The organism is Achromobacter sp. FW305-C-28, from assembly GCF_058783235.1.
This window is the reverse complement of record NZ_JBYSYL010000003.1, coordinates 624879-646380: the sequence shown is the minus strand read 5'-3', so window position 1 is coordinate 646380 and position 21502 is coordinate 624879. Positions and strand designations below refer to the sequence as shown.

At 68.6% G+C, this 21502-nt stretch carries 19 protein-coding genes; 2 read left to right on the top strand and 17 right to left on the bottom strand.

What is annotated here, in order from left to right:
• Positions 1-63: 63 nt before the first annotated feature.
• The 7 genes from AC3WMR_RS11745 to AC3WMR_RS11715 all read right to left on the bottom strand — a co-directional run bounded on the left by AC3WMR_RS11745 (position 64) and on the right by AC3WMR_RS11715 (position 9400).
• Entirely contained in the window at positions 64-1722 is a 1659-nt protein-coding gene (locus AC3WMR_RS11745) for a dipeptide ABC transporter ATP-binding protein (protein WP_492263244.1), read from the bottom strand.
• Positions 1719-2618 carry an ABC transporter permease gene (locus AC3WMR_RS11740; RefSeq protein ID WP_492263243.1) on the bottom strand — a complete coding sequence of 300 codons (900 nt, stop codon included), beginning with the start codon at positions 2616-2618 and terminating at the stop codon, positions 1719-1721. Before AC3WMR_RS11740 ends, AC3WMR_RS11745 begins: the two co-directional genes overlap by 4 nt.
• Before the next feature lie 9 nt (positions 2619-2627).
• Positions 2628-3578 (bottom strand): ABC transporter permease, encoded by a 951-nt coding sequence (locus AC3WMR_RS11735; RefSeq protein ID WP_492263242.1) that lies wholly within the window; start codon positions 3576-3578, stop codon positions 2628-2630.
• Between the two features lie 6 nt (positions 3579-3584).
• The gene (locus AC3WMR_RS11730; RefSeq protein WP_492263241.1) at positions 3585-5201 is read right to left on the bottom strand and encodes an ABC transporter substrate-binding protein; all 1617 of its coding nucleotides are present in this window, start codon (positions 5199-5201) and stop codon (positions 3585-3587) included.
• 50 nt (positions 5202-5251) lie between these two features.
• The gene (locus AC3WMR_RS11725) at positions 5252-6403 is read right to left on the bottom strand and encodes an NAD(P)/FAD-dependent oxidoreductase (protein WP_492263240.1); all 1152 of its coding nucleotides are present in this window, start codon (positions 6401-6403) and stop codon (positions 5252-5254) included.
• 41 nt (positions 6404-6444) lie between these two features.
• Positions 6445-7563 (bottom strand): NAD(P)/FAD-dependent oxidoreductase, encoded by a 1119-nt coding sequence (locus AC3WMR_RS11720; RefSeq protein WP_492263239.1) that lies wholly within the window; start codon positions 7561-7563, stop codon positions 6445-6447.
• A 163-nt stretch (positions 7564-7726) separates the two neighbouring features.
• Complete coding sequence (locus AC3WMR_RS11715) at positions 7727-9400, bottom strand: NAD(P)/FAD-dependent oxidoreductase (protein WP_492263238.1); 1674 nt, start codon at positions 9398-9400, stop codon at positions 7727-7729.
• A 156-nt stretch (positions 9401-9556) separates the two neighbouring features.
• On the opposite strand from AC3WMR_RS11715, the gene AC3WMR_RS11710 reads away from it, so the two are divergent.
• Positions 9557-10102, top strand: coding sequence for a hypothetical protein (locus tag AC3WMR_RS11710; RefSeq protein WP_492263237.1), 546 nt, complete (start codon positions 9557-9559; stop codon positions 10100-10102).
• Positions 10103-10104: 2 nt separating this feature from the next.
• On the opposite strand, the gene AC3WMR_RS11705 is transcribed toward AC3WMR_RS11710, so the two are convergent.
• From AC3WMR_RS11705 to metC, 6 genes are all read right to left on the bottom strand, one after another.
• Positions 10105-11232 carry an agmatine deiminase family protein gene (locus AC3WMR_RS11705; RefSeq protein ID WP_492263236.1) on the bottom strand — a complete coding sequence of 376 codons (1128 nt, stop codon included), beginning with the start codon at positions 11230-11232 and terminating at the stop codon, positions 10105-10107.
• 242 nt (positions 11233-11474) lie between these two features.
• Entirely contained in the window at positions 11475-12212 is a 738-nt protein-coding gene (locus AC3WMR_RS11700) for an amino acid ABC transporter ATP-binding protein (protein WP_492263315.1), read from the bottom strand.
• Between the two features lie 35 nt (positions 12213-12247).
• The gene (locus AC3WMR_RS11695; protein ID WP_492263235.1) at positions 12248-13345 is read right to left on the bottom strand and encodes an amino acid ABC transporter permease; all 1098 of its coding nucleotides are present in this window, start codon (positions 13343-13345) and stop codon (positions 12248-12250) included.
• Complete coding sequence (locus AC3WMR_RS11690; RefSeq protein ID WP_492263234.1) at positions 13342-14490, bottom strand: amino acid ABC transporter permease; 1149 nt, start codon at positions 14488-14490, stop codon at positions 13342-13344. Before AC3WMR_RS11690 ends, AC3WMR_RS11695 begins: the two co-directional genes overlap by 4 nt.
• Before the next feature lie 43 nt (positions 14491-14533).
• Positions 14534-15661, bottom strand: a complete 1128-nt coding sequence (locus tag AC3WMR_RS11685; RefSeq protein ID WP_492263233.1) for an amino acid ABC transporter substrate-binding protein — start codon at positions 15659-15661, stop codon at positions 14534-14536.
• 141 nt (positions 15662-15802) lie between these two features.
• Positions 15803-16951 carry a cystathionine beta-lyase gene (gene metC, locus AC3WMR_RS11680; protein WP_492263232.1) on the bottom strand — a complete coding sequence of 383 codons (1149 nt, stop codon included), beginning with the start codon at positions 16949-16951 and terminating at the stop codon, positions 15803-15805.
• A gap of 109 nt (positions 16952-17060) precedes the next feature.
• Here metC and AC3WMR_RS11675 point away from each other — a divergent pair, with 109 nt between their 5' ends.
• Positions 17061-17975, top strand: coding sequence for a LysR substrate-binding domain-containing protein (locus tag AC3WMR_RS11675; RefSeq protein WP_492263231.1), 915 nt, complete (start codon positions 17061-17063; stop codon positions 17973-17975).
• A 33-nt stretch (positions 17976-18008) separates the two neighbouring features.
• On the opposite strand, the gene AC3WMR_RS11670 is transcribed toward AC3WMR_RS11675, so the two are convergent.
• Genes AC3WMR_RS11670 through AC3WMR_RS11655 form a run of 4 tightly spaced genes read right to left on the bottom strand, consistent with a single transcriptional unit; the run spans position 18009 to position 21500 of the window.
• On the bottom strand, positions 18009-18839 hold the full coding sequence (locus tag AC3WMR_RS11670) for an ATP-binding cassette domain-containing protein (protein WP_492263230.1): 831 nt from the start codon (positions 18837-18839) through the stop codon (positions 18009-18011).
• Complete coding sequence (locus AC3WMR_RS11665) at positions 18836-19720, bottom strand: ABC transporter ATP-binding protein (RefSeq protein WP_492263229.1); 885 nt, start codon at positions 19718-19720, stop codon at positions 18836-18838. Before AC3WMR_RS11665 ends, AC3WMR_RS11670 begins: the two co-directional genes overlap by 4 nt.
• Positions 19717-20547 carry an ABC transporter permease gene (locus AC3WMR_RS11660; protein ID WP_492263228.1) on the bottom strand — a complete coding sequence of 277 codons (831 nt, stop codon included), beginning with the start codon at positions 20545-20547 and terminating at the stop codon, positions 19717-19719. Before AC3WMR_RS11660 ends, AC3WMR_RS11665 begins: the two co-directional genes overlap by 4 nt.
• Positions 20544-21500 (bottom strand): ABC transporter permease, encoded by a 957-nt coding sequence (locus AC3WMR_RS11655; protein WP_175195011.1) that lies wholly within the window; start codon positions 21498-21500, stop codon positions 20544-20546. Before AC3WMR_RS11655 ends, AC3WMR_RS11660 begins: the two co-directional genes overlap by 4 nt.
• Between the last annotated feature and the right edge of the window lie 2 nt (positions 21501-21502).

The following is a 21502-nucleotide window of genomic DNA, read 5'->3' as shown; positions in this document are numbered from 1 at the left end:
CGACGGATCGGCGATTTGCAAATCACTTCGAACGCCGTTGCGCGGCGCGCCTTGCCACAGGGATCAGGCGACCGCCACCGCCCGCACGGGTTCTGGCGCGCCGTGGCCGAACCCGGGGCGCGCCGCCAGCAGTTCACGCGTGTAGGCGTGCTGCGGCGACTGGAACACCTGTTCCACCGGCCCCTGCTCTACCAGCGTGCCCGCCACCATCACCGCGACCCGATCGCTGATCTGCCGCACCACATCCAGGTCGTGCGAGATCAGCAGATAGGTCAGGCCCAGGTCGGCCTGCAACCGTTGCAGCAGCGCCAACACCTGTTCCTGCACGGCCACGTCCAGCGCCGACACCGGCTCGTCGAGCACGATCAGGTCGGGCCGCAGGGCCAGCGCACGGGCGATCGCCACCCGTTGCCGCTGACCGCCCGACAGCGCAGCCGGCTTGCGCGTCAACAGCGCGCGGTCAAGCGCCACCTCGTCCAGCAATTCCAATGCGCGGGCGCGGCGTTCATGGCGGTTGCCCAGGCCAAAGGCCCGCAGGGGTTCGGTCAGGATGTCTTCGAGCGTGTAGCGCGGGTCCAGCGAACCGTAAGGGTTCTGGTGCACGAACTGGATGCGCTGGCGCAGGCGGCGCAGCGGTTCGCCCGTCAAGGCGCCGATGTCCTGCCCGCCGAATCGCACCTGACCGGCCGTGGGCGCTTCCATGCGCACCACCATGCGCGCCGTGGTGGATTTGCCCGAACCGGATTCCCCGACCAGCGCCAGCGTCTCGCCGCGCGCGATCTCGAACGACACGCCCCGTACGGCCTGAAGGCTGGCACCACCCGCCAGGGAAAACGTCTTGGCCAGGCCGCTCACGGCCAGCAGCGGCGGGCTGGCCGGTGCACTGGGCAACCTTGCCGACCGGCGGAGCTGATCCGTGGCCCCGGGCCGGGCCGCCAGCAAAGCCTGCGTATACGCGTGCCGGGGCTGCTCGAACACATCCCGCGCGGCGCCGGTTTCCACGATCTGGCCATGCCGCATCACGATGACCCGGTCGGCACGCTCGGCGGCCAGCGCCAGGTCATGCGTGATCAGCAGCACCGACGTGCCGCTGTCGGCCTTCATGATGGCCAGCTGATCCAGGATGCGGCGCTGCACCGTCGCGTCCAGTGCGCTGGTGGGTTCGTCGGCAATCACCAGCCGGGGCCGGCAGGCAAAGGCAATGCCGATCAGCACCCGCTGGCGCATGCCGCCCGAGAGTTCATGCGGATACTGGCTGGCGCGCAGCGCGGGCTGCGACAGGCCGACCTGATCCAGGATTTCCAGCGCCCGCTGCTGTGCATTGACGCGGTCGGCCAGGCCGTGGATGCGCAGCACCTCGGCCACCTGGTCGCCGATGCGCATGGCCGGATTCAGCGCCACGCCCGGGTCCTGCGGCACCAGGCCCAGGCGGGCGCCGCGCAGCCGGCGCCAGGTGCGTTCGCTGGCGCGGGTCAGGTCTTCACCCTGGAAGGTGATGCTGCCGCGCACGATATGCGCGCCTTGCTGCAGCAGGCCGATGATGGCGTGCGCCGTGGTCGACTTGCCCGAACCCGACTCGCCCACGATGGCCAGCACTTCGCCGGGCAGCACCTCCAGCGACACGCCGCGCACGGCATGCACCGGCTGGCGGCCCGCCAGGTACGCCACGTGCAGGTCACGGATGGTCAACAGGGGCGGCTCGGCCGCCATCATCGCGTTCATCTCGCCTCCCGCAGGCGCAAGCGTTCAAAGGTCTTGCCCAGGCTGTTGGTGGATAGCACCACCAGGATGATCACGCCGCCCGGCATGGCCGTCAGCCACCAGGCGCGCACCAGGTAATTGCGCCCCTCGGCCACCAGCGTGCCCCATTCCGGCGCGGGCGGCGCGGCGCCGAATCCCAGAAAGCTCAAGGCCGACACCGCCAGGATGGCCGCGCCGAATTCCAGGCCGGCCAGCACCAGCACCGGCCCCGCCGCATTGGGCAGGATGTGGCGGCGCAGCACCGAGAACCATCGTTCGCCGCTGCCGAACGCGGCTTCCACATAGGCGTGCGCCTTGATCCGCAGCACCTCCGCGCGCATCAGCCGCGCAAAGGTGGCAATGGTGGCCACGCCCGCGGCCAGGGCCACGTTGACGGTGCCGAAACCCAGCACGGTCACGACCATCAGCGACAGCAGCAGGGACGGAATCGCCAGCAGCACGTCCACCGCGCGCATCACCGCGTCATCCACAGCGCGCCGCGAGAACCCGGCCAGCAGGCCCAGCACGCAACCCGCCGCCAGGCCCAGCGCCACGGCAATCACCGTGGCCTTCAGCGACAGCGCCGCGCCGTGCACCACCCGCGCATACACATCGCGGCCCAGGTAGTCGGTGCCGAACCAGTGGGCCCATGACGGCGGCCGCAGCCGCAATGCCACGCGGGTTTCGAACGGGCTCTGGGCGCTGAACACGTGCGGCAGAAAGGCCCAGCCCAGCGCCAGCGCCACCACGGCCAGCGCCAGTACCAGCGCCACCGTGCGCCGCAAGCTGCCCACGCGCGTGCGCCAGGCGGCGGGCAGCGTCAAAGACGGGCCGGCATCGCCAGGCGCCGCGGGGGCAATGACATGCAGACTGGCCATGGCTACCTCCTAAGCCTCGCGCCGCCGCGCGGCGACGATGCGGGGATCGAACAAGGGATACAGCAGGTCCACCGCCAGGTTCACGGCCACGAAGACCAGTGTGGACAGCACCACCAGCCCCTGCACCATGGGAATGTCCTGCGCCTGCACGGCGATCTGGGTCAGGCGGCCGATGCCGGCCCGCGAAAACACCGTCTCGGTCACCACGGAACCGCCCAGCAGATGCCCGGCGCTCATGCCCACCAGGGTCAGCGCCGGAATCGCGGCGTTGCGCAAGGCGTGGCGCAAATGCACCCGGCGGCGCGATGCGCCCTTGGCGTAGGCCGTGTCGATATAGCCTTGCTGCAACGCGGCCGCCAGGCTCTTGGCCAGTACCTGCGCGATGGCCGCACTGGTCGGAATGGCCAGGGTCAGCGCAGGCAGTATCAGCGAGGCGAAACCGGTATTGCCCGTGGCCGGCAGGAACGGCCAGCCGAACGAGAAAAACTGCAGCAGCACCAGCCCGATCCAGAACGATGGAATGCTGACGCCCAGCGGCGGCAGGCACAGCAGCAATTCGGACAGCCAGCGTCGCCGCGTGTAGGTCGCGGTCAGGGCCACCGCCAGCCCAAGCGTCAGCGACACCGCCAAGGCCAGTGCGGCCAGCGCCAGGGTCTGGGGCAAAGCTTGCAGCACGGTTGCGGCCACGTCGTGGCCGTTTTCGATGGATACGCCGAAGTCGCCCCGCAATGCTCGCGCAAGGCCGCCCAGGTACTGCACGATGATGGGCTGGTCCAGCCCGTAGCGGGTGCGCAGCTGCGCCACCTGCGCCGCGTCCGCCAGCACGCCCTCGCCGCGAGCATCCAGCATGATGGCGATGGGGTCGCCCGGCAGCACGTACAGGATCAGGAACGATACCGAGAATGCGGCCCACACCACGAATACCGCTTGTGCAAGGCGCGACAGCAGATAGCGGCGCATGGCGGGCTACCGGGACGCCGCCAGCCAGGTATCGTGCAGCACCGGCCAGCGCGGCGTCGACAGCCACAGGCCGTGCACGTTCGGCGCCACCGCGAACACCGTGTTGCTCTCCTTGATCGGCACGGCGTAGCCCTGGTCGATGATGCGGTTCTGGATCTGCGCCACCAGCGCGGTGCGCCGGGCCGGGTCCACCGCCACGCTCTGCTGGTCGAGCAAGGCGTCCAGGTCCGGTTCCGCCGCGCCCAGGCCACGCCCGAACTTGCTTGAGAACGCGGCCAGAATCACATCGGGGTCTGGCCGCGTCAGGTCCGACAGCCGCAGGTCATAGTTGCCCGACCGGATCACCCCGCCGATCTCGGCGTCCGACCGCAGGTTCAGGCGCAGGTCCACGCCGATCTGCGCCAGCTGTTCCTTGATGAGCTCCAGCGTGGGCGTGTAGCCCGGAAAGCTCCACGTCACGCCCACCTGCAAGCGCTGTCCGTCGCGGCTGCGGATGCCGTCCTTGCCCGGCTTCCAGCCCGCCTTGTCCAGCAAGGCCCGCGCTGCCTCGGGCTGGTAGGCCAGCTTGGCGGACAGGTCCACGTAGCCCGGCACGGTGGTCGACACCACGCTCGTCGCGGCCTTGTCGTATTCGGTGTAGAGCGCCTCGATGATCTCGGGCCGGTTCACGCCGATGACCAGCGCCTGGCGCACTTCGGCGTGCGACAGCACCGGGCTGGCGATGTTGGGGTACAGCGTGATGCCGATGCCGCCGGCCGACCGCGCCACCACCGTCGCGCCCGCGGCCTTGATGCGTGCCACGTCTTCGGTAGGCAATTCTTCAATCGCGCCGACCTGGCGGCTCAGCAGCGACCCCACCCGCACGCTGCCTTCGGCAATGGTCTGGAACGTCACCTTGTCCAGCCACGCCGGGCCCGGGTGTTCGGCGTTGGGCGAGGCCCATTGGTAATCGGCGCGGCGTTTCAGGACGATCTTGTCGTTCTTGACCACCTGGTCGATCACGAAGGGGCCGGTGCCGATCAGGGCCCCCTGGCAGCGTTCTTCGGGCGTCCTGGCCAGCGTGGCCAGCGCCAGCGGCGCCAGCGTCTTTTCGGTCAGGGCCTGCAAGAATCCGGCCTTGGGATGGTCGAACCGCAGCGCCACCGTCGAATCGTCGATGACGTCCGCACCCAGGTAACCGGTCAGGTAGCCGCCGGCTTGCGGCGCCCGGCCTTCCTTGGCGTACGTCGCCAGCGCGTCGAAGTTCGCCTTCACCGCCTTGGCGTCCAGCGGCTCGCCATTGCTGAACGTCACCCCGCTGCGCAGGTGCAGCCGCAGTGTCTTGCCCTCGTCCAGGTATTCCCAGCGCTCGGCCAGCCAGGGTATGACCTGGCCCGTGCGCTTGTCCTGATCCAGCAGCGTATCCAGCGCCTGGCGGCTGGCGTTCTGGGCGCGTGCGCTTTGGGCCAGGTCCAGGCACGGCGGGAATGAACTTTGCGCCAGGATCAGCGAGCCGCCGGCTTGCGGCTGGGCGTCGGCGGCCTGGGCGGCTGCGCCTGACAGCAGGCCGGCTGCCGCCAACGTCAACGCGCCTGCGCGCTGCCAGGCGGCGCCCACGGCAAAGGAGGGGAATGAGGACGTCATGATTAACCTTACGAAGGCGCGGGACAGGGCACGGGTTTCAGGCAGCTGAGTCACAGGCGAAAGCGCGCCACGCCAAACGGCGCCAGCACGTCGGGGCGCTGGCCGTTCACCAGCCACTCGGCCACCGCTTCGGACACGGCCGGCCCGATGGCAAAGCCGTGGCCGCTCCAGCCTGTGGCGTACAGCACGCTGTCGTGGCCCGGCACGCGGTCGATGATCGGAATCTGGTCCACCGCGCTGGAATCCGCCCGGCTGGCGTCCAGATGGGTCACTTCGGTGTCGGTGGCCGTGCGCGGGAATGTGGCGGTCAGCGCGGTCAGGCTGGCGCTGAGCGTGGACAGGTCGGTGTTGCCGGTTTCGGTCTCGTCGTCCCAACGGCCGACGGCACCGCCCGTTACCGTGATGTGGTCCGCGTCGGCCCGCTTGATCGACAGCGTGCGGTTGCTGTGGTTGATCAGGTAGTCCAGCTTCAGGTCGCGCGACACGCGCAGCTGCGCCACCTGCGGGTTGAACGACCACACCGGCAGTTGCAGGGCGAAGGCCTCGCGCAGCAGCTTGGGCACCTGCGTATTGGCGGCCAGCACCACGGCGCGCCGGGCCGCGAACACGCGGCCATCGGTCAACGTGACCTGCGCCCCGCCCTGCGCCACCGACTGCACGGCCTGCACGTTGGCGCCTTCGATCAGCGTCGTGCCCAACGCCACGGCGGCCTGGGCAAAGGCGCGCGTGGCCACGTTGTGGTCGGCAATGCCGTCGTTGGGGCTGTACAGCGCATAGATCACTTTGTCCGACACGTCGGGCAGCTTTTCTCGCACGCCGGCTGCGTCCAGGATTTCGGTGCGGGCGCCAAAGGCGTTCTGCACCGCGGCGCGCGCGGCCAACGTCACGCGACCATGCGTGCCGCCCACGCGTTCCAGTTCGCCCAGGCTCAAGCCGCCCAGGCGTTCAAAGCCGCTGTCGGTGCCCAGCAGTTCGGTCAAGGTCGGCCAGATTTGCAAGGCCCGCACGGCCAGCGGCAGTTCGCGCAGGTCGCGGTTGTTGGCGCGCACGCCGCGGTGGCCGGGCCCGCCCGACGCGCCGCTGGCGACTTCGCGCCGTTCCAGCACGGTGACAGTATGGCCGGCGCGCGCCAGCGTCCAGGCCAGCGACGCGCCGAAAATGCCGGCGCCGACGATGACGTAATCGGTCGAGACTTCGCTCATGGAATATCCAGGATGGAAAGAAAAAGAGAATGCGAGGGGCGTCAGGCCGCGAACCGGCCGGGCCGGAAGTCGGCCAGCAAGGGAGAGCGCGTGCCGTCGAGGATTTCCCCGGCCAGCAGTTCCGACAGAATCGGCGCCAGCGTGGCCGCGCTGTGGCTGAACGCCACCGACAGGCCGCCCACGCTGCCCACCTCGCCTACCACCGCGCGATGGTCGCCGGGAATGGGACGGTGGCCGATGCCGGTCTGCACGTCGGTAAAGGCCGGGCTGCCGGCCAGCCAACGGGCGGCGGCTTCCGTCACGGCGGTCACCACGTCGGGCGCGACGTGCCAGCCTCGTTCATCGCTGCCCGTGACCTGGGCATCGGCCCATTCCGCATGCAGCGACAGCGTGCCGTCGGCCCGCGGCCGGATCGCGATATCGGGCGCGCGCAGCACCGCCTTGGGTGCGGCGGCGCTGCTGCGCGCCGTCACCAGCAAGGCGGTATTGGTCTGCGCCGGCAGGTTCACGCCCACCTGGCGCAACAGGTCCGGCGTGCCCGCGCCGGCGGCCAGCACCACCGCGTCCGCGTCCAGGAACGTGCGGGCATCCACTTGGACCCCGGTGATTTTTGCCCCCGCCACGCGCAGCGTCGGCGCTTGCGGCAGGGTCACGAACTGGGCGCCGCGCGCCACCAGGCGGCGGCGCAGCTGGTGCAGGTATTCGGGCAGGTCGACCCAGCCTTCGCGCGGCACGTGCACCAGGTCATAACCGTCCAGCGCGGCGCGATCGAGCGCCGGTTCGGCCTGCACCGCCTGGTCCGCATCGAACCAGGCCGCGCCATAGCCCGACCGCGCCAGTTCGGCGGCCCGGGCTTGCAGCGATTCAAGCTTGTCGGCGTCGCGCCAGGTCAGCGCGCCGTCGAACTTCAACCACGGCGTCGGCGACGACTCGGCGGCAATGGCCCGGTAGCGTTCCAGCGACAGCAGCCGCAGGCGGCGGTAGCTTTCCGGCGCTGCGCCAAACGCATTCAGCCACGAGTAAGACCGCAGGGACGCGGTCCGATAATCCAGCGGCGGCGCGGCCAGCACGACCTGTGCGCCCCGATCGGCCACCTTCGCCGCCACGCTCAACCCCAACACCCCTGCCCCCACCACCACGACTTTCTGCACTGCTGGCATCGCAAACCCTTCAACCCCGAATCAAGAGCGATCCATTCTGGGCGCGCACGCGCACGCCGCCAACGACGGAATCCGCATATCGATATCGGATACCCGCCGGGCGCGCAAAGGGAGTTTGAGATGCGCCGCGACACGCAACGTGCCGCGGGCAATGGCGAACGGCCTAGTAGTCGTCGCTTTCGCCGCGGCGATTGCCGCCGGTGATCGGTCCGGTGCCCAGGATGTGCAAGGCCACGGCCTCGGCGACCTTCATGCCGTCGATGGCGGCCGACATGATGCCGCCCGCGTAGCCGGCGCCTTCGCCGGCCGGGAACAGGCCGTTGGTGTTCATGCTCTGGAAGTCGTCGCGGCGCGTGATGCGCAGCGGCGACGAGGTGCGCGTTTCCACGCCGGTCAGCACCGCGTCGCGCATCGCGAAGCCCTTGATCTGGCGTTCGAACGCGGGCAAGGCTTCGCGGATGGCGGCAATGGCGTAGTCCGGCAGGCTGGTCGACAGGTCGGTCAGCTTGATGCCCGGTTTGTACGACGGCGTCACGCTGCCCAGCGACGTCGACGGCCGGCCGTCCAGGAAGTCGCCCACCAGTTGCGCCGGGGCGCAGTAGTCGCGGCCGCCCAGTTCATAGGCACGGGCTTCCCAGTGGCGCTGGAAGTCGATGCCGGCCAGGGGCGACGCCTCGATGCCGGGATAGTCCTTGGGCTGGATGCCCACCACGATGCCGGCGTTGGCGTTGCGTTCGTTGCGCGAATACTGGCTCATGCCGTTGGTGACCACGCCGCCGGGTTCGGACGCCGCCGCCACCACGGTGCCGCCCGGGCACATGCAGAAGCTGTACACCGACCGGCCGTTGGCCGCATGGTGCACCAGCTTGTAGTCGGCCGCGCCCAGCACCGGGTGGCCGGCGCTGGGGCCGAAGCGCGCGCGGTCGATGAGCGACTGCGGATGCTCGATGCGGAACCCCAGCGAGAACGGCTTGGGCTCGATGAACACGCCGCGCGCATGCAGCATGCGGAAGGTGTCGCGAGCGCTGTGGCCCACGGCCAGCGCCACATGGCGCGATGCAATGAATTCGCCGCCCGCCAGACGCACGCCGCGCACCTGGCCATCCTCGATCTCGATGTCGTCCACGCGGCTTTCAAAGCGGAATTCGCCGCCCAGGGATTCGATCTGGGCGCGCATCTGCTCGATCATCTTGACCAGGCGGAAGGTGCCGATGTGCGGCTTGCTGACGTACAGGATTTCGGGCGGCGCGTCGGCCGCCACGAATTCCTGCAACACCTTGCGACCGTAGTGCTTCGGGTCCTTGACCTGGGTCGACAGCTTGCCGTCAGAAAACGTGCCCGCCCCGCCCTCGCCGAACTGCACGTTCGATTCGGGCTGCAGTTCATGCTTGCGCCACAGGCCCCAGGTGTCCTTGGTGCGTTCGCGCACCACGCGGCCGCGTTCCAGGATCAGCGGCTTGAAGCCCATCTGCGCCAGGATCAGCGCGATGAACAGGCCGCAGGGGCCAAAGCCGATCACCACGGGCCGGCTGCCTGGCGGCAGGTCTGCCGGGGCGTGGCCCACGTATTGGTATTCCAGCGGCGGCGTCGGCATCACGGTACGCACGCCAGCCATGCGTTTGAGCACGGCGGCCTCGTCGGCCACGTCGATATCGATGGAGTAAGTCAGCGTGATCGCGCTGCGTTTGCGCGCGTCGTAGCTGCGGCGAAAGATGGTGAGCGACCGCAGGGCCTCTGGGGCGATGCCCAGGCGGGCACAGGCGGCGGTACGCAGGGTGTCGTCGATGTCGTCTTGCGAAGTCGACAGGGGCAGGATGATTTCAGTCAGGCGCAACATGAGGCAAGGGAACCGTGTCAGGGTTCAAGGGCTCGTAAAACGCGTATTAGACCATGGCCGCCGTGGGGTGTTACATCTTTTACGCCAAAGAAACCGCCGTCATTTTGGCCGGGAATAGAATGCGGCCTTTCGGACTAGCCTCAAAGAAGCGCCACAATGTTCCGCCACCTCCCCCGCCCCACTTCAGTCTGCGCGTTCCGCTCGATTTCCCGCCCCGCTTTGCGCCCCATCGCCCTCGGTTCCGTCGCCCTGGGCCTGGCCTTGCTGGGCGGTTGCGTCTACCACCCGCCCGCCAATCAGCTGGACCGCTACGCCCGCAGCATGATCGGCCAGAACCTGGCTTCGGTCACTGCCCAGTTCGGCCCCGAAGACGCGCAAGGCGGCTCGGCCGCCTACCCCAATATCGGCACCCCGCAGAACCCGCGCTACGTGCACACCTGGAGCCGCTTCGGCTCCACCCAGCACCGGCGCTTCGTGCAAACGGGCACCGCCTCGGCAGGCAGCACGCTGGTCACGGTGCTGCCGGCCGGCGGCGGCCAGGGCGCCATTCCGATCTACCAGCAGAACACCGCGCCCACCGGCTACTACACCGAGGAAGGCGAGTCCTGCTACATGTCGTTCACCACCGATGCCAGCAAGCGCATCGTGAGCTACGACCTGCTGGGCGGTTATTGCGACAACCTGTTCCTGGGCGGTCGCTGAATCTACGTCAACGCCGGCTGCTGGTGCGTGACGCAGTGGATCCCGCCGCCGCCCGAGGCAATCGCATCGATGTCCAGCTGCACCACGGTGCGGTCCGGATACAGCGCCTGCAACACCTCGCGCGCCTTGGCATCGGCCTCGCGGTCGCCGAATTCCGGTGCGATCACCGCGCCGTTGATGACGAAGTAGTTGATGTAGCCGGCGGCAAAATCCGGGTTGTCGTCCTGGAACACGCTGGGCCGCGGGTTCAGCGGCGGCGACACGGTGTGCAATTGCAGCCGGTTGCCGTCGGCGTCGGTGGCGGTTTTCAGGATGTCCAGGTGCCGGCGCGTCAGGTCGTAGTCGTACGAATCCGGGTCCATGTCCAGGTTGGCCAGCACCACGCCGGGCCGCACGAAGCGGGCGTAGAAATCCACGTGGGCATCGGTGATGTCGCGGCCCTTGATGCCCGGCAGCCAGATGATCTTGCGCAGGCCCAGGCATAGCTTCAGTTCCGCTTCCACGTCGGCGCGCGACCAGTCCGGATTGCGGTTGCGGTTGATCCAGCTGCTTTCGGTCATGATGCCGGTGCCGCGGCCGTCGACTTCGATGCCGCCGCCCTCGCCCACCAGTTCGCTGCGCACGTGGCGAGCCCGCGCTTCCTTGGCCATGCGCGCGGCCACCAGCGCGTCGGCGTCGTGGTCCTGCTTTTCGCCCCAGCCGTTGAAGTTGAAATCCATGCCGGTCAGGCCGCCCTGCCCGTCCACCAGGAAGTTGGCGCCGATGTCGCGCATCCAGATGTCGTCCAGCTCGGCCGCGAGGAAGGTGGTGTTGTCGGTGCCGCAATGGCGCCGGGCCAGCGCCATTTCATGGGCGCGGCAGAACACGGTGACTGGCTGATAGGCGGCGATGGCGCGGGCGATGCGGCCCAGCGCGGCCTGGACGGCGGGAGTGAAGTCCTTCCAGATAGCCGGCTGCGCGCCGAACGCAATGAACGCCCGCACCTGCTTGTCGCCTTCGTCGGGCATGCGCCAATGCCCCCCGGCGCCGGCCTGGGCGCGCGTGGCCCACAGGCCGGCTCCCGAGGTGGCGGCCAGGCGGGTGGCGGCCAGCGCAGACAGTTGTTTGACGAAATGGCGACGCGTAAACATAAGTAAATCCAATCAGTGGTGACATGCGCTGAAAGCAGGCTTGCTGCTTGGACAGCATCGTAGAGCCACGCGTTCAAGGCGAACAAGCGATATGTTCGGTGGACGCCTGATTCGATTGACTTATCAAACATGGCCGCGGGGGGGCCTGGCCATGCGAGGCGTTGGGGGGACAGAAAGCGATGGCATGAAGGCGGCGGAACCCAGCCCGCGCGCGCAATGCTGGGCCCCGCCCCACTCGCCGGTCAATGCAGGATCCGTTCCAGGAACGCCCGCGTCCGCTCGTGCCGGGGGTTGTCGAAGAACTCCCCCGGCGCGCCCGTCTCGATGATGCGCCCGCCATCCATGAACACCACGCGGTCGGCCACGTTGCGCGCAAAGCCCATTTCGTGGGTCACGCACAGCATCGTCATGCCGTCGTCGGCCAGCGATGTCATCACGTCCAGCACCTCTTTGACCATTTCCGGGTCCAGCGCCGACGTGGGCTCGTCGAACAGCATGATGCGCGGCTGCATGCACAGCGACCGCGCGATCGCCACGCGCTGCTGCTGGCCGCCCGACAGTTGGCCGGGATACTTGCCGGCCTGGTCGGGAATGCGCACGCGTTCCAGGTAGCGCATCGCCAGGTCCACGGCCTGGGCACGCGGCATGCGTCGCACCTGGGTCGGCGCCAGGATGCAGTTTTCCAGCACCGTCAGGTGCGGGAACAGATTGAAGTGCTGGAACACCATGCCGGCATCCGTGCGCACGCCGTCCACGGCGCGCAGGTCATCCGTCAGTTCCACGCCGTTGACGACGATGGAACCCTGCTGGTGCCGTTCCAGCCGGTTGATGCAGCGGATCATGGTGGACTTGCCCGAGCCCGACGGCCCGCAGATCACCAGGCGTTCGCCCGTCTGCACTTGCAGGTCGATGTCCTGCAGCACATGAAAGTCGCCATACCACTTGTTCATGCCCGCGATGGTGATCGCGGGCGGCGCCATCACAGGCTGCGCCGCGCCGTTGGCGTGCGGTTTGGTCATCGGAGTTCCCCTTGTTTGTAGCGGTGTTCCAGCCACATCGAATAGCGCGACAGGCCGAAGCAGATGCAGAAATAGATCGATGCGATGAAGAGATAGGTTTCGACGTACGGCGTGGGCCAGGCCGGATCGGTCAAGGCGGCGCGGCCGGCGCTGAGCAGGTCGAATAGGCCCACGATCAGCACCAGGCTGGTGTTCTTGATCATCACGATGGCGGTGTTGGTCAGCGGCGCGATCACCTTGCGCAGCGCCTGCGGCAGCACCACCAGCCGCGTCATCTGCCACCACGACAGGCCCAGCGCGCGTGACGCCTCGGCCTGGCCCGGCGGTATCGCCTGCAAGCCGCCGCGGATCACCTCGGCCAGGTAGGCCGCCGAAAACACCGTCAAGGCGATGCCGGCGCGCAGCAGGCTGTCGATCGTCATGCCGGCGGGCAGCATGATGGGCAGCACGATGGACGCCATGAACAGCAGGCTCACCAGCGGCAGGCCCCGGATCAATTCGATGATGCCCACGCTGATGAAACGCGCGGTGGGCAGGCTGCCGCGGCGTCCCAGCGCCAGCAGCACGCCCAGCGGCAGGCCGGCGCCCAGCGAGCACACCGCCAGCAGCAGCGTCACCGGCAGGCCGCCCCACGAGGCCGTCGGCACCCGCGCCAGGCCGAACACGCCGCCCTGCATCAGCGCGAGGCCCGCGGCCATGCCGGCGATCCACAACACCGCCGTGCGCAGGCGCCAGTGCCGCGGGCTCAGCGAATACACCGTCATGGCCAGGATGAAGCCGCACACGACCGTGGGCCGCCACTGCTCGCCCGGCGGATAGATGCCGAACAGGATCTGGCGCATCTTCTCGCCCAGGAAGGCCCAGCAGGCGCCACTGGCCTGGCGGCAGACATCGCCGGCCGCGCCGGGCCAGACGGCGTCGATCACGGCCCAGTTGAAGAGGCGGCCGGCCGCGGCCAGCACCAGCGCCAGCGTTGCCACGGTGGCCAGCGCGCTGAACAGGCTACCGAACAGCCGGTGCCACACGGTATCGCGACGGTCGCGCGGCGCCTGGCGCGCCGGCTGCGGCGCGGCGGAGGAAAGGGTCAGGCTCATGCGCGTTGCGTCCTCAGAAGGCGGCGGTTGTACAGGTTCATGAACAGCGACACGGACAGGCTGATGCTCAGATACACCGCCATCAGCACCGCCACGCCCTCGATGGCCTGGCCGGTCTGGTTGATGGTGGTCGTGATGACGAACGACAGGTCGGGGTAGCCCACCGCCAGCGCCAGCGTGGTGTTCTTGATGATGGACAGGTACTGGCTGGTCATCGGCGGGATGATCACGCGCAGCGCCTGCGGCACCACGATCCAGCGCAGCGCGGCCGCCGGTTTGAGGCCCAGCGAATGCGCCGCTTCCCATTGGCCGCCCGGCACGGCGTCGATGCCGCCGCGGATGATCTCGCCCGAAAACGCGGCCGAGTAGATCGTCAGGCCCGCCAACAAGGCGGTGAATTCCGGCGTGAAGGCCGTGCCGCCGATGAAGTTCAGGCCGCGCAGCCTGGGGCTGTCCACCTGCAAGGTAGCGCCGCCCCACCCTGCGGCCAACGCCACCACCGCCAGTGCGGCCACCACGCCCAGCGAGCGCCACGGCACGGCCCGGAACGTGCTACGGCGAGCCAGTCGCCATGCGCCCCACAACACCAGCGCCGCCGCCAGCAGCCCGCCCGCCAGCGCCTGCGTATTGCCTTCTACCGACACGCTGGGAAAGAACAGCCCGCGTACCGACAGGAACACGCCCGGCAGCGGTTGCAGCGCCTGCCGCACGGGCGGCAGGTTGAGCGTCACGAGGCTATACCAGAACAGCAGCTGCACCACCAAGGGCGTGTTGCGCACGGCTTCCAGGTACACGGTCGCGATGCCGTTGACCAGCGGATGGCGGCTGCGCCGGGCCAGCGCCAGGCCAAAGCCCAGCACCGTCGACGCCACGATCACCAGCGCCGAGATGTACAGCGTGTTGACCAGCCCCACCACGAAGGCGCGGCCATAGCTGTCGGTGGGCTGGTAGGCGAGCAGGCTTTCCGCCATCGGAAAGCGCGCCGCTTCGCCCAGGTAGTCGAACCCCATGGCAATGCCGCGCTGGGTCAGGTTGGCGTGCGCGTTCCAGGCCAGCCACCCCACCGCCCCGAGAAAGCCGCAGGCGATCAGCGTCTGCATCAGGACGGCCCGGGCACGGCCGTCGAACCAAAATCGCTTGAGCATGATGTGCCTCTACGCAATGCGTCGTCGTGAGCCGCGCCGCGGATCAGTTGAAGACGTAGGGGTACATCAGGCCGCCGTCGCGGTACAGGCGATTCAGGCCACGCTCGAGCTTCATCGGGCTGTCCTTGCCGACGTTGCGCTCGAAGATCTCGCCATAGTTGCCCAGCTGCTTGACGATGTTGTAGGCCCAGCGCTCGTCCAGCCCCAGCGCCTTGCCGTTGCCGGGTTCCACGCCCAGGAAACGGGCGATGCGCGGGTCGGTGGATTTCAGCATCTCGTCCACGTTGGCCTGGGTGATGCCCATGTCTTCGGCCGCAATCGGCACCTGGATGACCCATTTGACGATGTCGAACCAGCGGTCGTCGCCGTGGCGCACCGACGGCGTCAGGGCCTCGCTGTGGCCGCTGGCCGGGAAGATCACGTAATCGTCCGGGTTCTGCGCCTGGGTGGCGCGCACGGCGGCCAAGGCCGACGCGTCGGTGATCAGGCCATCGCAGCGGCCCGAAAAGAAGGCCTGGCGCGAGGCCGCCACGTTGTCGAACAGCACGGTTTTCAGGCCCAGCTTGAACTTGCGCGACAGGTCCGCCACCGTCACTTCATTGGTCGACCCCGTCTGCACGCAGATGGTGGCGCCCACCATGTCCTTGGTCTGCGTGATGCCCAGGTCCTTGCGCACCATGAAGGCGTCGAACTCGTAATAGTTCGGGTAGGTGAAGTTGATGCCGTTGGCATCGCGCCGCAGCGTCCAGGACGTGGTGCGCGGCAGCACGTCGATCTGGCCGGTCTGCAAGGCGGTCAGGCGCTGCTGGCCCGTCAGCGGCACGAAGCGCGCCTTGGACGCATCGCCCAGCACCGCAATGGCGATGGCGCGGCAGGTGTCCACGTCCAGCCCCTTCCAGTTGCCGTCCTTGTCGGGCGCCGAAAAGCCGGTGGTGCCGTGGCCGGACCCGCAGATGACGTAGCCGCGGGCGCGGATCTGGTCCACGGTGGGGCTGTTGGTCTGGGTGACGGCGGCGGCCACCGGGGATGCGCCCGCCGCGGGGGCCTCGGGCGCGGCGGCAGGCGCGGCGGACTGGGCGAATACGGCCGACGGCGCCAGGACGGCCGTCGTGGAGACCACCGCGGCGACCAGGACCCGGCCGCCGAAACGCGAAGTGAAACGAGACAACATGGCAATTCCCCTTGCTATATATAGAGCGCCTTCTGGCGCTTCGAGTCCGCCGCCGGCAAGATGTGCCGGCGGCGGGCGTTCAAACCGGAGCAGGCGATCCGGGCCGCCATGCCGCGAAACGACCGCGCTGCGGCCAAAAAATCAGCGCTGCGCCTGGTACGCCGCCAAGCCCGCGCGCAGGTCATCCTTGAGCACGTCCACGTCTTCCAGGCCGATGGACAGCCGCACGATGGGCCGGTCCGTGGCGGCAAAGGCGCGCCCGGCCTGCAACCCCGCCGGGTAGTACGCGGCCAGGCTGTGCACGCCGCCCCAGCTCGCGCCGATGACGAAATGCCGCAGCGAATCGAAAAAGCCGTTGAAGGCCGATTCGGGCGCGGGCGCCAGCACCATCGAAAACAGGCAGCCGTTGGTCGAGAAATCACGGCGCCACAGCGCGTGGCCAGGGTCGCCAGGCAGCGGCGGATACAGCAGGCGTTCCACCTGCGGCTGCGCCGCCAGCCATTCGGCCACCTGCAGCGTCGCATCACTTTGCGCCCGCACCCGCAGGCCCAGTGTTTCCAGGCCGCGCAGCACCAGGAAGCAATCGTCGGGGCTGACCTGCTGGCCCAGGATGCTCTGGGTCTCGCGCAGCACGGCGTAGTGGTCGGCGTCGTTCATGCTGATGGCGCCCATCAGCACGTCCGAGTGGCCGCTGAAGAATTTCGTGGCCGCCTCGACGCTGAAATCCACGCCGTGCGCCAGGGGCTTGAACCCCAGCGGGCTGGCCCAGGTGTTGTCCATCATCGTCAGCACGCCGTGGCGGCGCGCGGCGGCGGCAATGGCCGGCACGTCGGCCATTTCCATGGTGACAGTGCCCGGCGCTTCGACGCAGATCAGCCGCGTGGTCGGGCGGATCAACGCCTCGATGCTGGCGCCGATCGACGGGTCGTACAGCTCGACGTCCACGCCCATGTGGGCCAGCCATTTCTCGCCGAACGTCTTCAATGCGCCGTAGCAGGCCGCGGAAATCAGCAGGTGGTCGCCGCCGCGCACGAAGCCCATCACCACCGTCATCAGCGCCGCCGCGCCCGACGGCGTGATGACGCAGTGACGCCCGCCTTCCAGTTCGGCGATGCGGTCTTCCAGCAGCCGCGCCGTGGGCGTGCCGGTGACGCCGTAGCTGAAGCCGTCGGGCTGGCGGTGCTTGCGATTGACGAAGTCTTCCAGCGAGCCGAACACCACGGTCGAGGCGCGCTGCACCGACGGCGACAGGCTGGCAAAATCTCTATTAGTCTGGTTGATAGCTTTCATCTACTCTATTCGCTGGGCTTAGAAGGGGATCGGGAACAGCGCCAGTGTCTGCCTTTCGCCCCATTGCCTCAACAATTGAAAATACTCAGTCGATAAGCGGGACTTATAGATGGACATGCGCGAAATCCAGGTCTTCCGGGCCGTGATGCAGGCCGGCACGACCAGCAAGGCCGCCACCCTGCTCGGCATTTCCCAGCCGGCCGTCAGCCAGGCCATCCGCAAGCTGGAAACCTCGTCGGAACTGCGCCTGTTCGAACGCGTGCGCGGGCGCCTGGTGGCCACGCAAGAGGCCGAGGCGCTGATGGAGGAAGTGGACCGCTGCTTTGCCGGCTTCGAACTCATCGAGCACCGCATCCGCAGCCTGAAATCGTTTGGCGTGGGCCGCCTGGCCGTGGGCTCGCTGCCCGCGCTGGGCACCGGCTTCATGCCGCGCGCCATCGCCGCCTTCGGCCTGCAGGACCGCCGCATCCAGATGTCGTTCCAGATCATGAGCTCGCGCGAGGTGCTGCAGCAGGTGGCCGCCGGTCAGCTGGATTTCGGCCTGATGGCCGACGAGCTGTCGGTGGCCGGGCTGGAACACTCGGAATTCGTGCGCATTCCCGGGGTTATCGCGATGCACAACCGCCATCCGCTGGCGGCCAAGCCGCGCATCGCACTGCAAGACCTGATCGACCACCCCTTCATCGCGCTGAACCCCGAAGACGCCAGCCGGCGCCGCCTGGAAACCGCGCTGAACGACCAGGGCCTGGCGCTGCGCCCGATCCTGGAAACGCCCTATTCCAATTCGGTCTGCGAATTCGCCCTGCACGGCCTGGGCATCGGCATGGTGCACCCGGTGATGGCGCTGGACTACCTGGCCCGCGGCCTGACCATCAAGCCGCTGGACCTGGACATCAGCTTCACCTGCCTCTTGGTGTTCCGGCCCGGCACACCGCTGTCGGAAAACGCACGGGCATTGCTCAAAGCAATGCGCATTGAACTGGACCGCGACTTGAAGCGGATCAGGGCGGCGTTGGCGGGGTAAGCCTGTGCCCGGGCCTGATGCGCGGCCGGGGTTTCACCCCGTCGCCGGCACGCCCCGCAATCGGCGTCGCCCCGGGTCCGGCCGCGGCACCGCGGCGATCAGCTTGCGGGTGTAGTCCTGCTCCGGCGCCTCGAAGATCCGGTCGCACTCGCCCTCTTCGACCAATTCGCCTGCCGCCATGATCGCCACGCGGTCGGCGAAGTGCCGCACCACGCCAAGATCGTGGGAAATGAAGAGATAGGTCAGGCCGTGCTCGACCTGCAGGTCGGCCAGCAGGTCCAGCACCTGCGCCTTCACCGACACGTCCAGTGCCGACACCGCTTCGTCCGCGATGATGAAGCGCGGCTCCAACGCCAGGGCGCGGGCAATCGCGATGCGCTGGCGCTGGCCACCCGAAAACTGATGCGGAAAGCGCTGTGCGTGGTCCGGTTGCAGGCCCACCCGCGACAGCAGCGCCAGCATGCGGGCGCGGCGCTCGTCGGCGGTGTAGAGCTTGTGGATCACCATGCCGTCCATGATCGCGTCGCCCACCGTGCGGCGCGGATTCAGGCTGGAATACGGGTCCTGGAAGATGGTCTGCACCTGACGGCGAAACGACATCAGCGCGGCGCCCGTCAGATGCCGCACATCGTGGCCGGCCAGCTGAATGCGGCCCGCGGTGGGTTGCAGCAGCCCGGCCAGGCAGCGGCCCAGGGTGCTCTTGCCCGAGCCGGATTCGCCCACCAGCGCCAGCGTGGTGCCCTTGTCCACGGCCAGGCTGACGCCCTTGACGGCCTGCACCCGCCTGGTGGGCCGGCCCAGAAAGTCGCGCGCGGCCACGTAGTCCTTGGCGACGCCATCGGCTTGCAGGATGAATTCGGTCATCGCGTGGCTCCTTCGGCCGACACGTCAGGGGCGGCCGACCCTGCCGCCTTGGGCGCCAGGCGGCGCGCAGGGTCGCGCGGCGCGTCCACGTCGGGCACGGCCGCCAGCAAGGCCTGGGTGTACGGATGGCGCGGCTGGTTGAAGATCTGCGTCACCTCGCCTGTTTCGACCACCCTGCCCGCCTGCATCACGACCACGCGGTCGGCGATCTCGGCGACCACGCCCAGGTCGTGCGTGATGAACAGCACGGCCGCGCCGGTTTCCGCCTGAATGGAAAACAGCAGTTGCAGCACCTGCGCCTGGACCGTCACGTCCAGCGCCGTGGTGGGTTCATCGGCAATGATGAGCTTGGGCGTCAGCGCGCAGGCAATCGCGATCATGACGCGCTGGCGCATGCCGCCCGACAGTTCATGCGGATAGGCCCGGGCGCGTTGCGCCGGTTCGCGGATGCCCACCCGATCCAGCAATGCCACCGCGCGTTCCCACGCCGCGCGGCGGCCCAGCACGCCATGGATGCGCAGCACTTCGGCGATCTGGCTGCCGACCGTGCGGCCCGGATTCAGCGCAGTCATGGGTTCCTGGAACACCATGGCGATGTCCTTGCCCCGCAGCGCGTCTTTTTCGCGTTCCGACGCCCGCAGCAGATCGCGGCCGTCAAACTGCATGGCATCGGCGGCGACGCGCCCGGGCGGGTCCACCAGGCCCATCAAGGAAAAGCCCGTGACCGACTTGCCCGAGCCGGATTCCCCCACCAGGCACACGACTTCGCCGCGCGCCAGCGTCAGGTCCACACCCTTCACGGCGGCGACGGTGCCGTGGGCGGTGTCGAAATCCACGGTCAGGTTCCTGACCGACAGCAGTACGTCGGATGCGCGCGTCATCGTTGCAGCTCCGGATTCAGCGCGTCCTGCAGCCAATCGCCCAGGACGTTGACGGCCAGCACCGTGAAGAACAGGGCCAGCGCCGGCACCAGCACGGGCCACGGATTGGTGAACAGATAGTCTTTCAGCGACCCCACCATCTGCCCCCACGACGGCACCGGCGGCCGCACGCCCAGCCCCAGAAAGCTCAAGCCCGCTTCCAGCAGCATGGCGAACGAGAACGTGAACGACGCCTGCACCGCAATGATGGACCGCATGTTGGGCAGCACCTCGTGCCAGATGATCCAGCCGGTGCCCGCGCCCAGCGAACTAGCCGCCAGCACGTGTTCGCGCGCCCGGATGCCGCGCGCCACGCCCCAGGCCACCCGGGCGAACTGGGGCGCATACAGCACCCCGATGGTCGCCACCAGCGTCGGCAGGTTGCCGCCGATGAAGGCCAGCACCACCAGCGCCACGAAAATCTCGGGCAGCGACACGAACACGTCCACCACCCGGATGGCGGCAGACTCCAGGCGGCGGCCCAGAAAGGCCACGCCCACGCCGACCGCCACGCCCAGCACGCCGGCCAGCACCACCGCCGCGGCGGCCACGGTGAGCGACACGCGGGCGCCGTATACGGCCCGCGCCAACAGGTCGCGGCCCAGTTCGTCGGTGCCCAGCCAGTGCGCCCGGGTCGGGCCCGACAGCAGATTGGCGGCATCGATCTGGTAGGGATCCGCCAGCCCCAGCGCCGGGCCGAGCACGGCGGCGAGCACCACCACGGCCAAAAAGCCCAGGGCCAGTCGCACGGACAGGCCGCCGCTGGAAGTTCGAAGGAATGCGATCATGCGGACGGCCTGCGGATGCGGGGATCGACAAGGGCCTGGGCCAGGTCGATGACCAGGCTGATCAGGATGAAAAGCGCGAAAATGGCCAGCAGCGAACCTTGAATGACCGGGTAGTCGCGCGAAAACGCCGCGCTGACCAGCAGCGAGCTCAGGCCCGGCCAGTCGAACAGCGCCTCGATGATGACCGTGCCGCCCAGCAGGTTGCCCGCGCGGATGCCGATGATGGCAATCACCGGCACCAGCGCGTTGGGCAGCGCGTGGCGCAGGATCGCCTTGCCGCGCGGCAGCCCCTTGGCCCGGGCCAGCTTCACGTAGTCGCGGCTCATCACGTCGGACAGGCTGGCGCGTGTCATGCGCGCCACCACGCCCATGAAGTTCAGGCCGATGGTCAGCGACGGCAGGATCAGCGACAACAGGTGCTGCACCGGGTCATCGGCAAACGAGACGAAGCCGGACGATGGCAGCCAGCCCAGCGCCAGGCTGAACACCAGCACCAGCAGGATGCCCAGCACAAATACCGGGGCCGAAAACCCCGCCACCGCCAGCACGGACGCCGCCATGCCGGCCAACCGGCCGCGCGAACGCGCCGCCACCACGCCCAGCGGCACCCCCAGCACCACCGCCACCAGCAGTCCGGCGCCGATCAGTTCCAGGCTGCGCGGAATGCGCCGCGCCAATTCGTCGGCCACCGGTTCGCCGGTGCGCAGCGACACGCCCAAGTCGCCGTGCGCCAACGCGCCGGCCCAATGGGCGAACTGCGTGCCCAGCGGCAGGTCCAGCCCCAGCTGGCTGCGCACACGCGCCACCGCCACCGGGTCGCTGCCCGCCTGGTCGCCCAGCATGATGGCCACGGGGTCGCCGGGCAGCAGATGAATCGCGATGAAGACCACCCCCGCGGCCAGCGCCAGGGTGACCAGCGCCGACGTCAGGCGCCTCAGCAGGAAAGGCAGCATGC

Excerpts from the sequence above, each read along its gene's own strand:
- metC (WP_492263232.1), bottom strand. The coding sequence starts at position 16,951 with ATGAAAGCTATCAACCAGACTAATAGAGATTTTGCCAGCCTGTCGCCG.
- AC3WMR_RS11700 (WP_492263315.1), bottom strand. The coding sequence starts at position 12,212 with ATGGCGCCGCCCGCGATCACCATCGCGGGCATGAACAAGTGGTATGGC.
- AC3WMR_RS11675 (WP_492263231.1), top strand. The coding sequence starts at position 17,061 with ATGGACATGCGCGAAATCCAGGTCTTCCGGGCCGTGATGCAGGCCGGC.
- AC3WMR_RS11740 (WP_492263243.1), bottom strand. The coding sequence starts at position 2,618 with ATGGCCAGTCTGCATGTCATTGCCCCCGCGGCGCCTGGCGATGCCGGC.
- AC3WMR_RS11690 (WP_492263234.1), bottom strand. The coding sequence starts at position 14,490 with ATGCTCAAGCGATTTTGGTTCGACGGCCGTGCCCGGGCCGTCCTGATG.
- AC3WMR_RS11745 (WP_492263244.1), bottom strand. The coding sequence starts at position 1,722 with ATGAACGCGATGATGGCGGCCGAGCCGCCCCTGTTGACCATCCGTGAC.
- AC3WMR_RS11735 (WP_492263242.1), bottom strand. The coding sequence starts at position 3,578 with ATGCGCCGCTATCTGCTGTCGCGCCTTGCACAAGCGGTATTCGTGGTG.
- AC3WMR_RS11730 (WP_492263241.1), bottom strand. The coding sequence starts at position 5,201 with ATGACGTCCTCATTCCCCTCCTTTGCCGTGGGCGCCGCCTGGCAGCGC.
- AC3WMR_RS11725 (WP_492263240.1), bottom strand. The coding sequence starts at position 6,403 with ATGAGCGAAGTCTCGACCGATTACGTCATCGTCGGCGCCGGCATTTTC.
- AC3WMR_RS11720 (WP_492263239.1), bottom strand. The coding sequence starts at position 7,563 with ATGCCAGCAGTGCAGAAAGTCGTGGTGGTGGGGGCAGGGGTGTTGGGG.
- AC3WMR_RS11710 (WP_492263237.1), top strand. The coding sequence starts at position 9,557 with ATGTTCCGCCACCTCCCCCGCCCCACTTCAGTCTGCGCGTTCCGCTCG.
- AC3WMR_RS11705 (WP_492263236.1), bottom strand. The coding sequence starts at position 11,232 with ATGTTTACGCGTCGCCATTTCGTCAAACAACTGTCTGCGCTGGCCGCC.
- AC3WMR_RS11655 (WP_175195011.1), bottom strand. The coding sequence starts at position 21,500 with ATGCTGCCTTTCCTGCTGAGGCGCCTGACGTCGGCGCTGGTCACCCTG.
- AC3WMR_RS11665 (WP_492263229.1), bottom strand. The coding sequence starts at position 19,720 with ATGACGCGCGCATCCGACGTACTGCTGTCGGTCAGGAACCTGACCGTG.
- AC3WMR_RS11660 (WP_492263228.1), bottom strand. The coding sequence starts at position 20,547 with ATGATCGCATTCCTTCGAACTTCCAGCGGCGGCCTGTCCGTGCGACTG.
- AC3WMR_RS11685 (WP_492263233.1), bottom strand. The coding sequence starts at position 15,661 with ATGTTGTCTCGTTTCACTTCGCGTTTCGGCGGCCGGGTCCTGGTCGCC.
- AC3WMR_RS11670 (WP_492263230.1), bottom strand. The coding sequence starts at position 18,839 with ATGACCGAATTCATCCTGCAAGCCGATGGCGTCGCCAAGGACTACGTG.
- AC3WMR_RS11695 (WP_492263235.1), bottom strand. The coding sequence starts at position 13,345 with ATGAGCCTGACCCTTTCCTCCGCCGCGCCGCAGCCGGCGCGCCAGGCG.
- AC3WMR_RS11715 (WP_492263238.1), bottom strand. The coding sequence starts at position 9,400 with ATGTTGCGCCTGACTGAAATCATCCTGCCCCTGTCGACTTCGCAAGAC.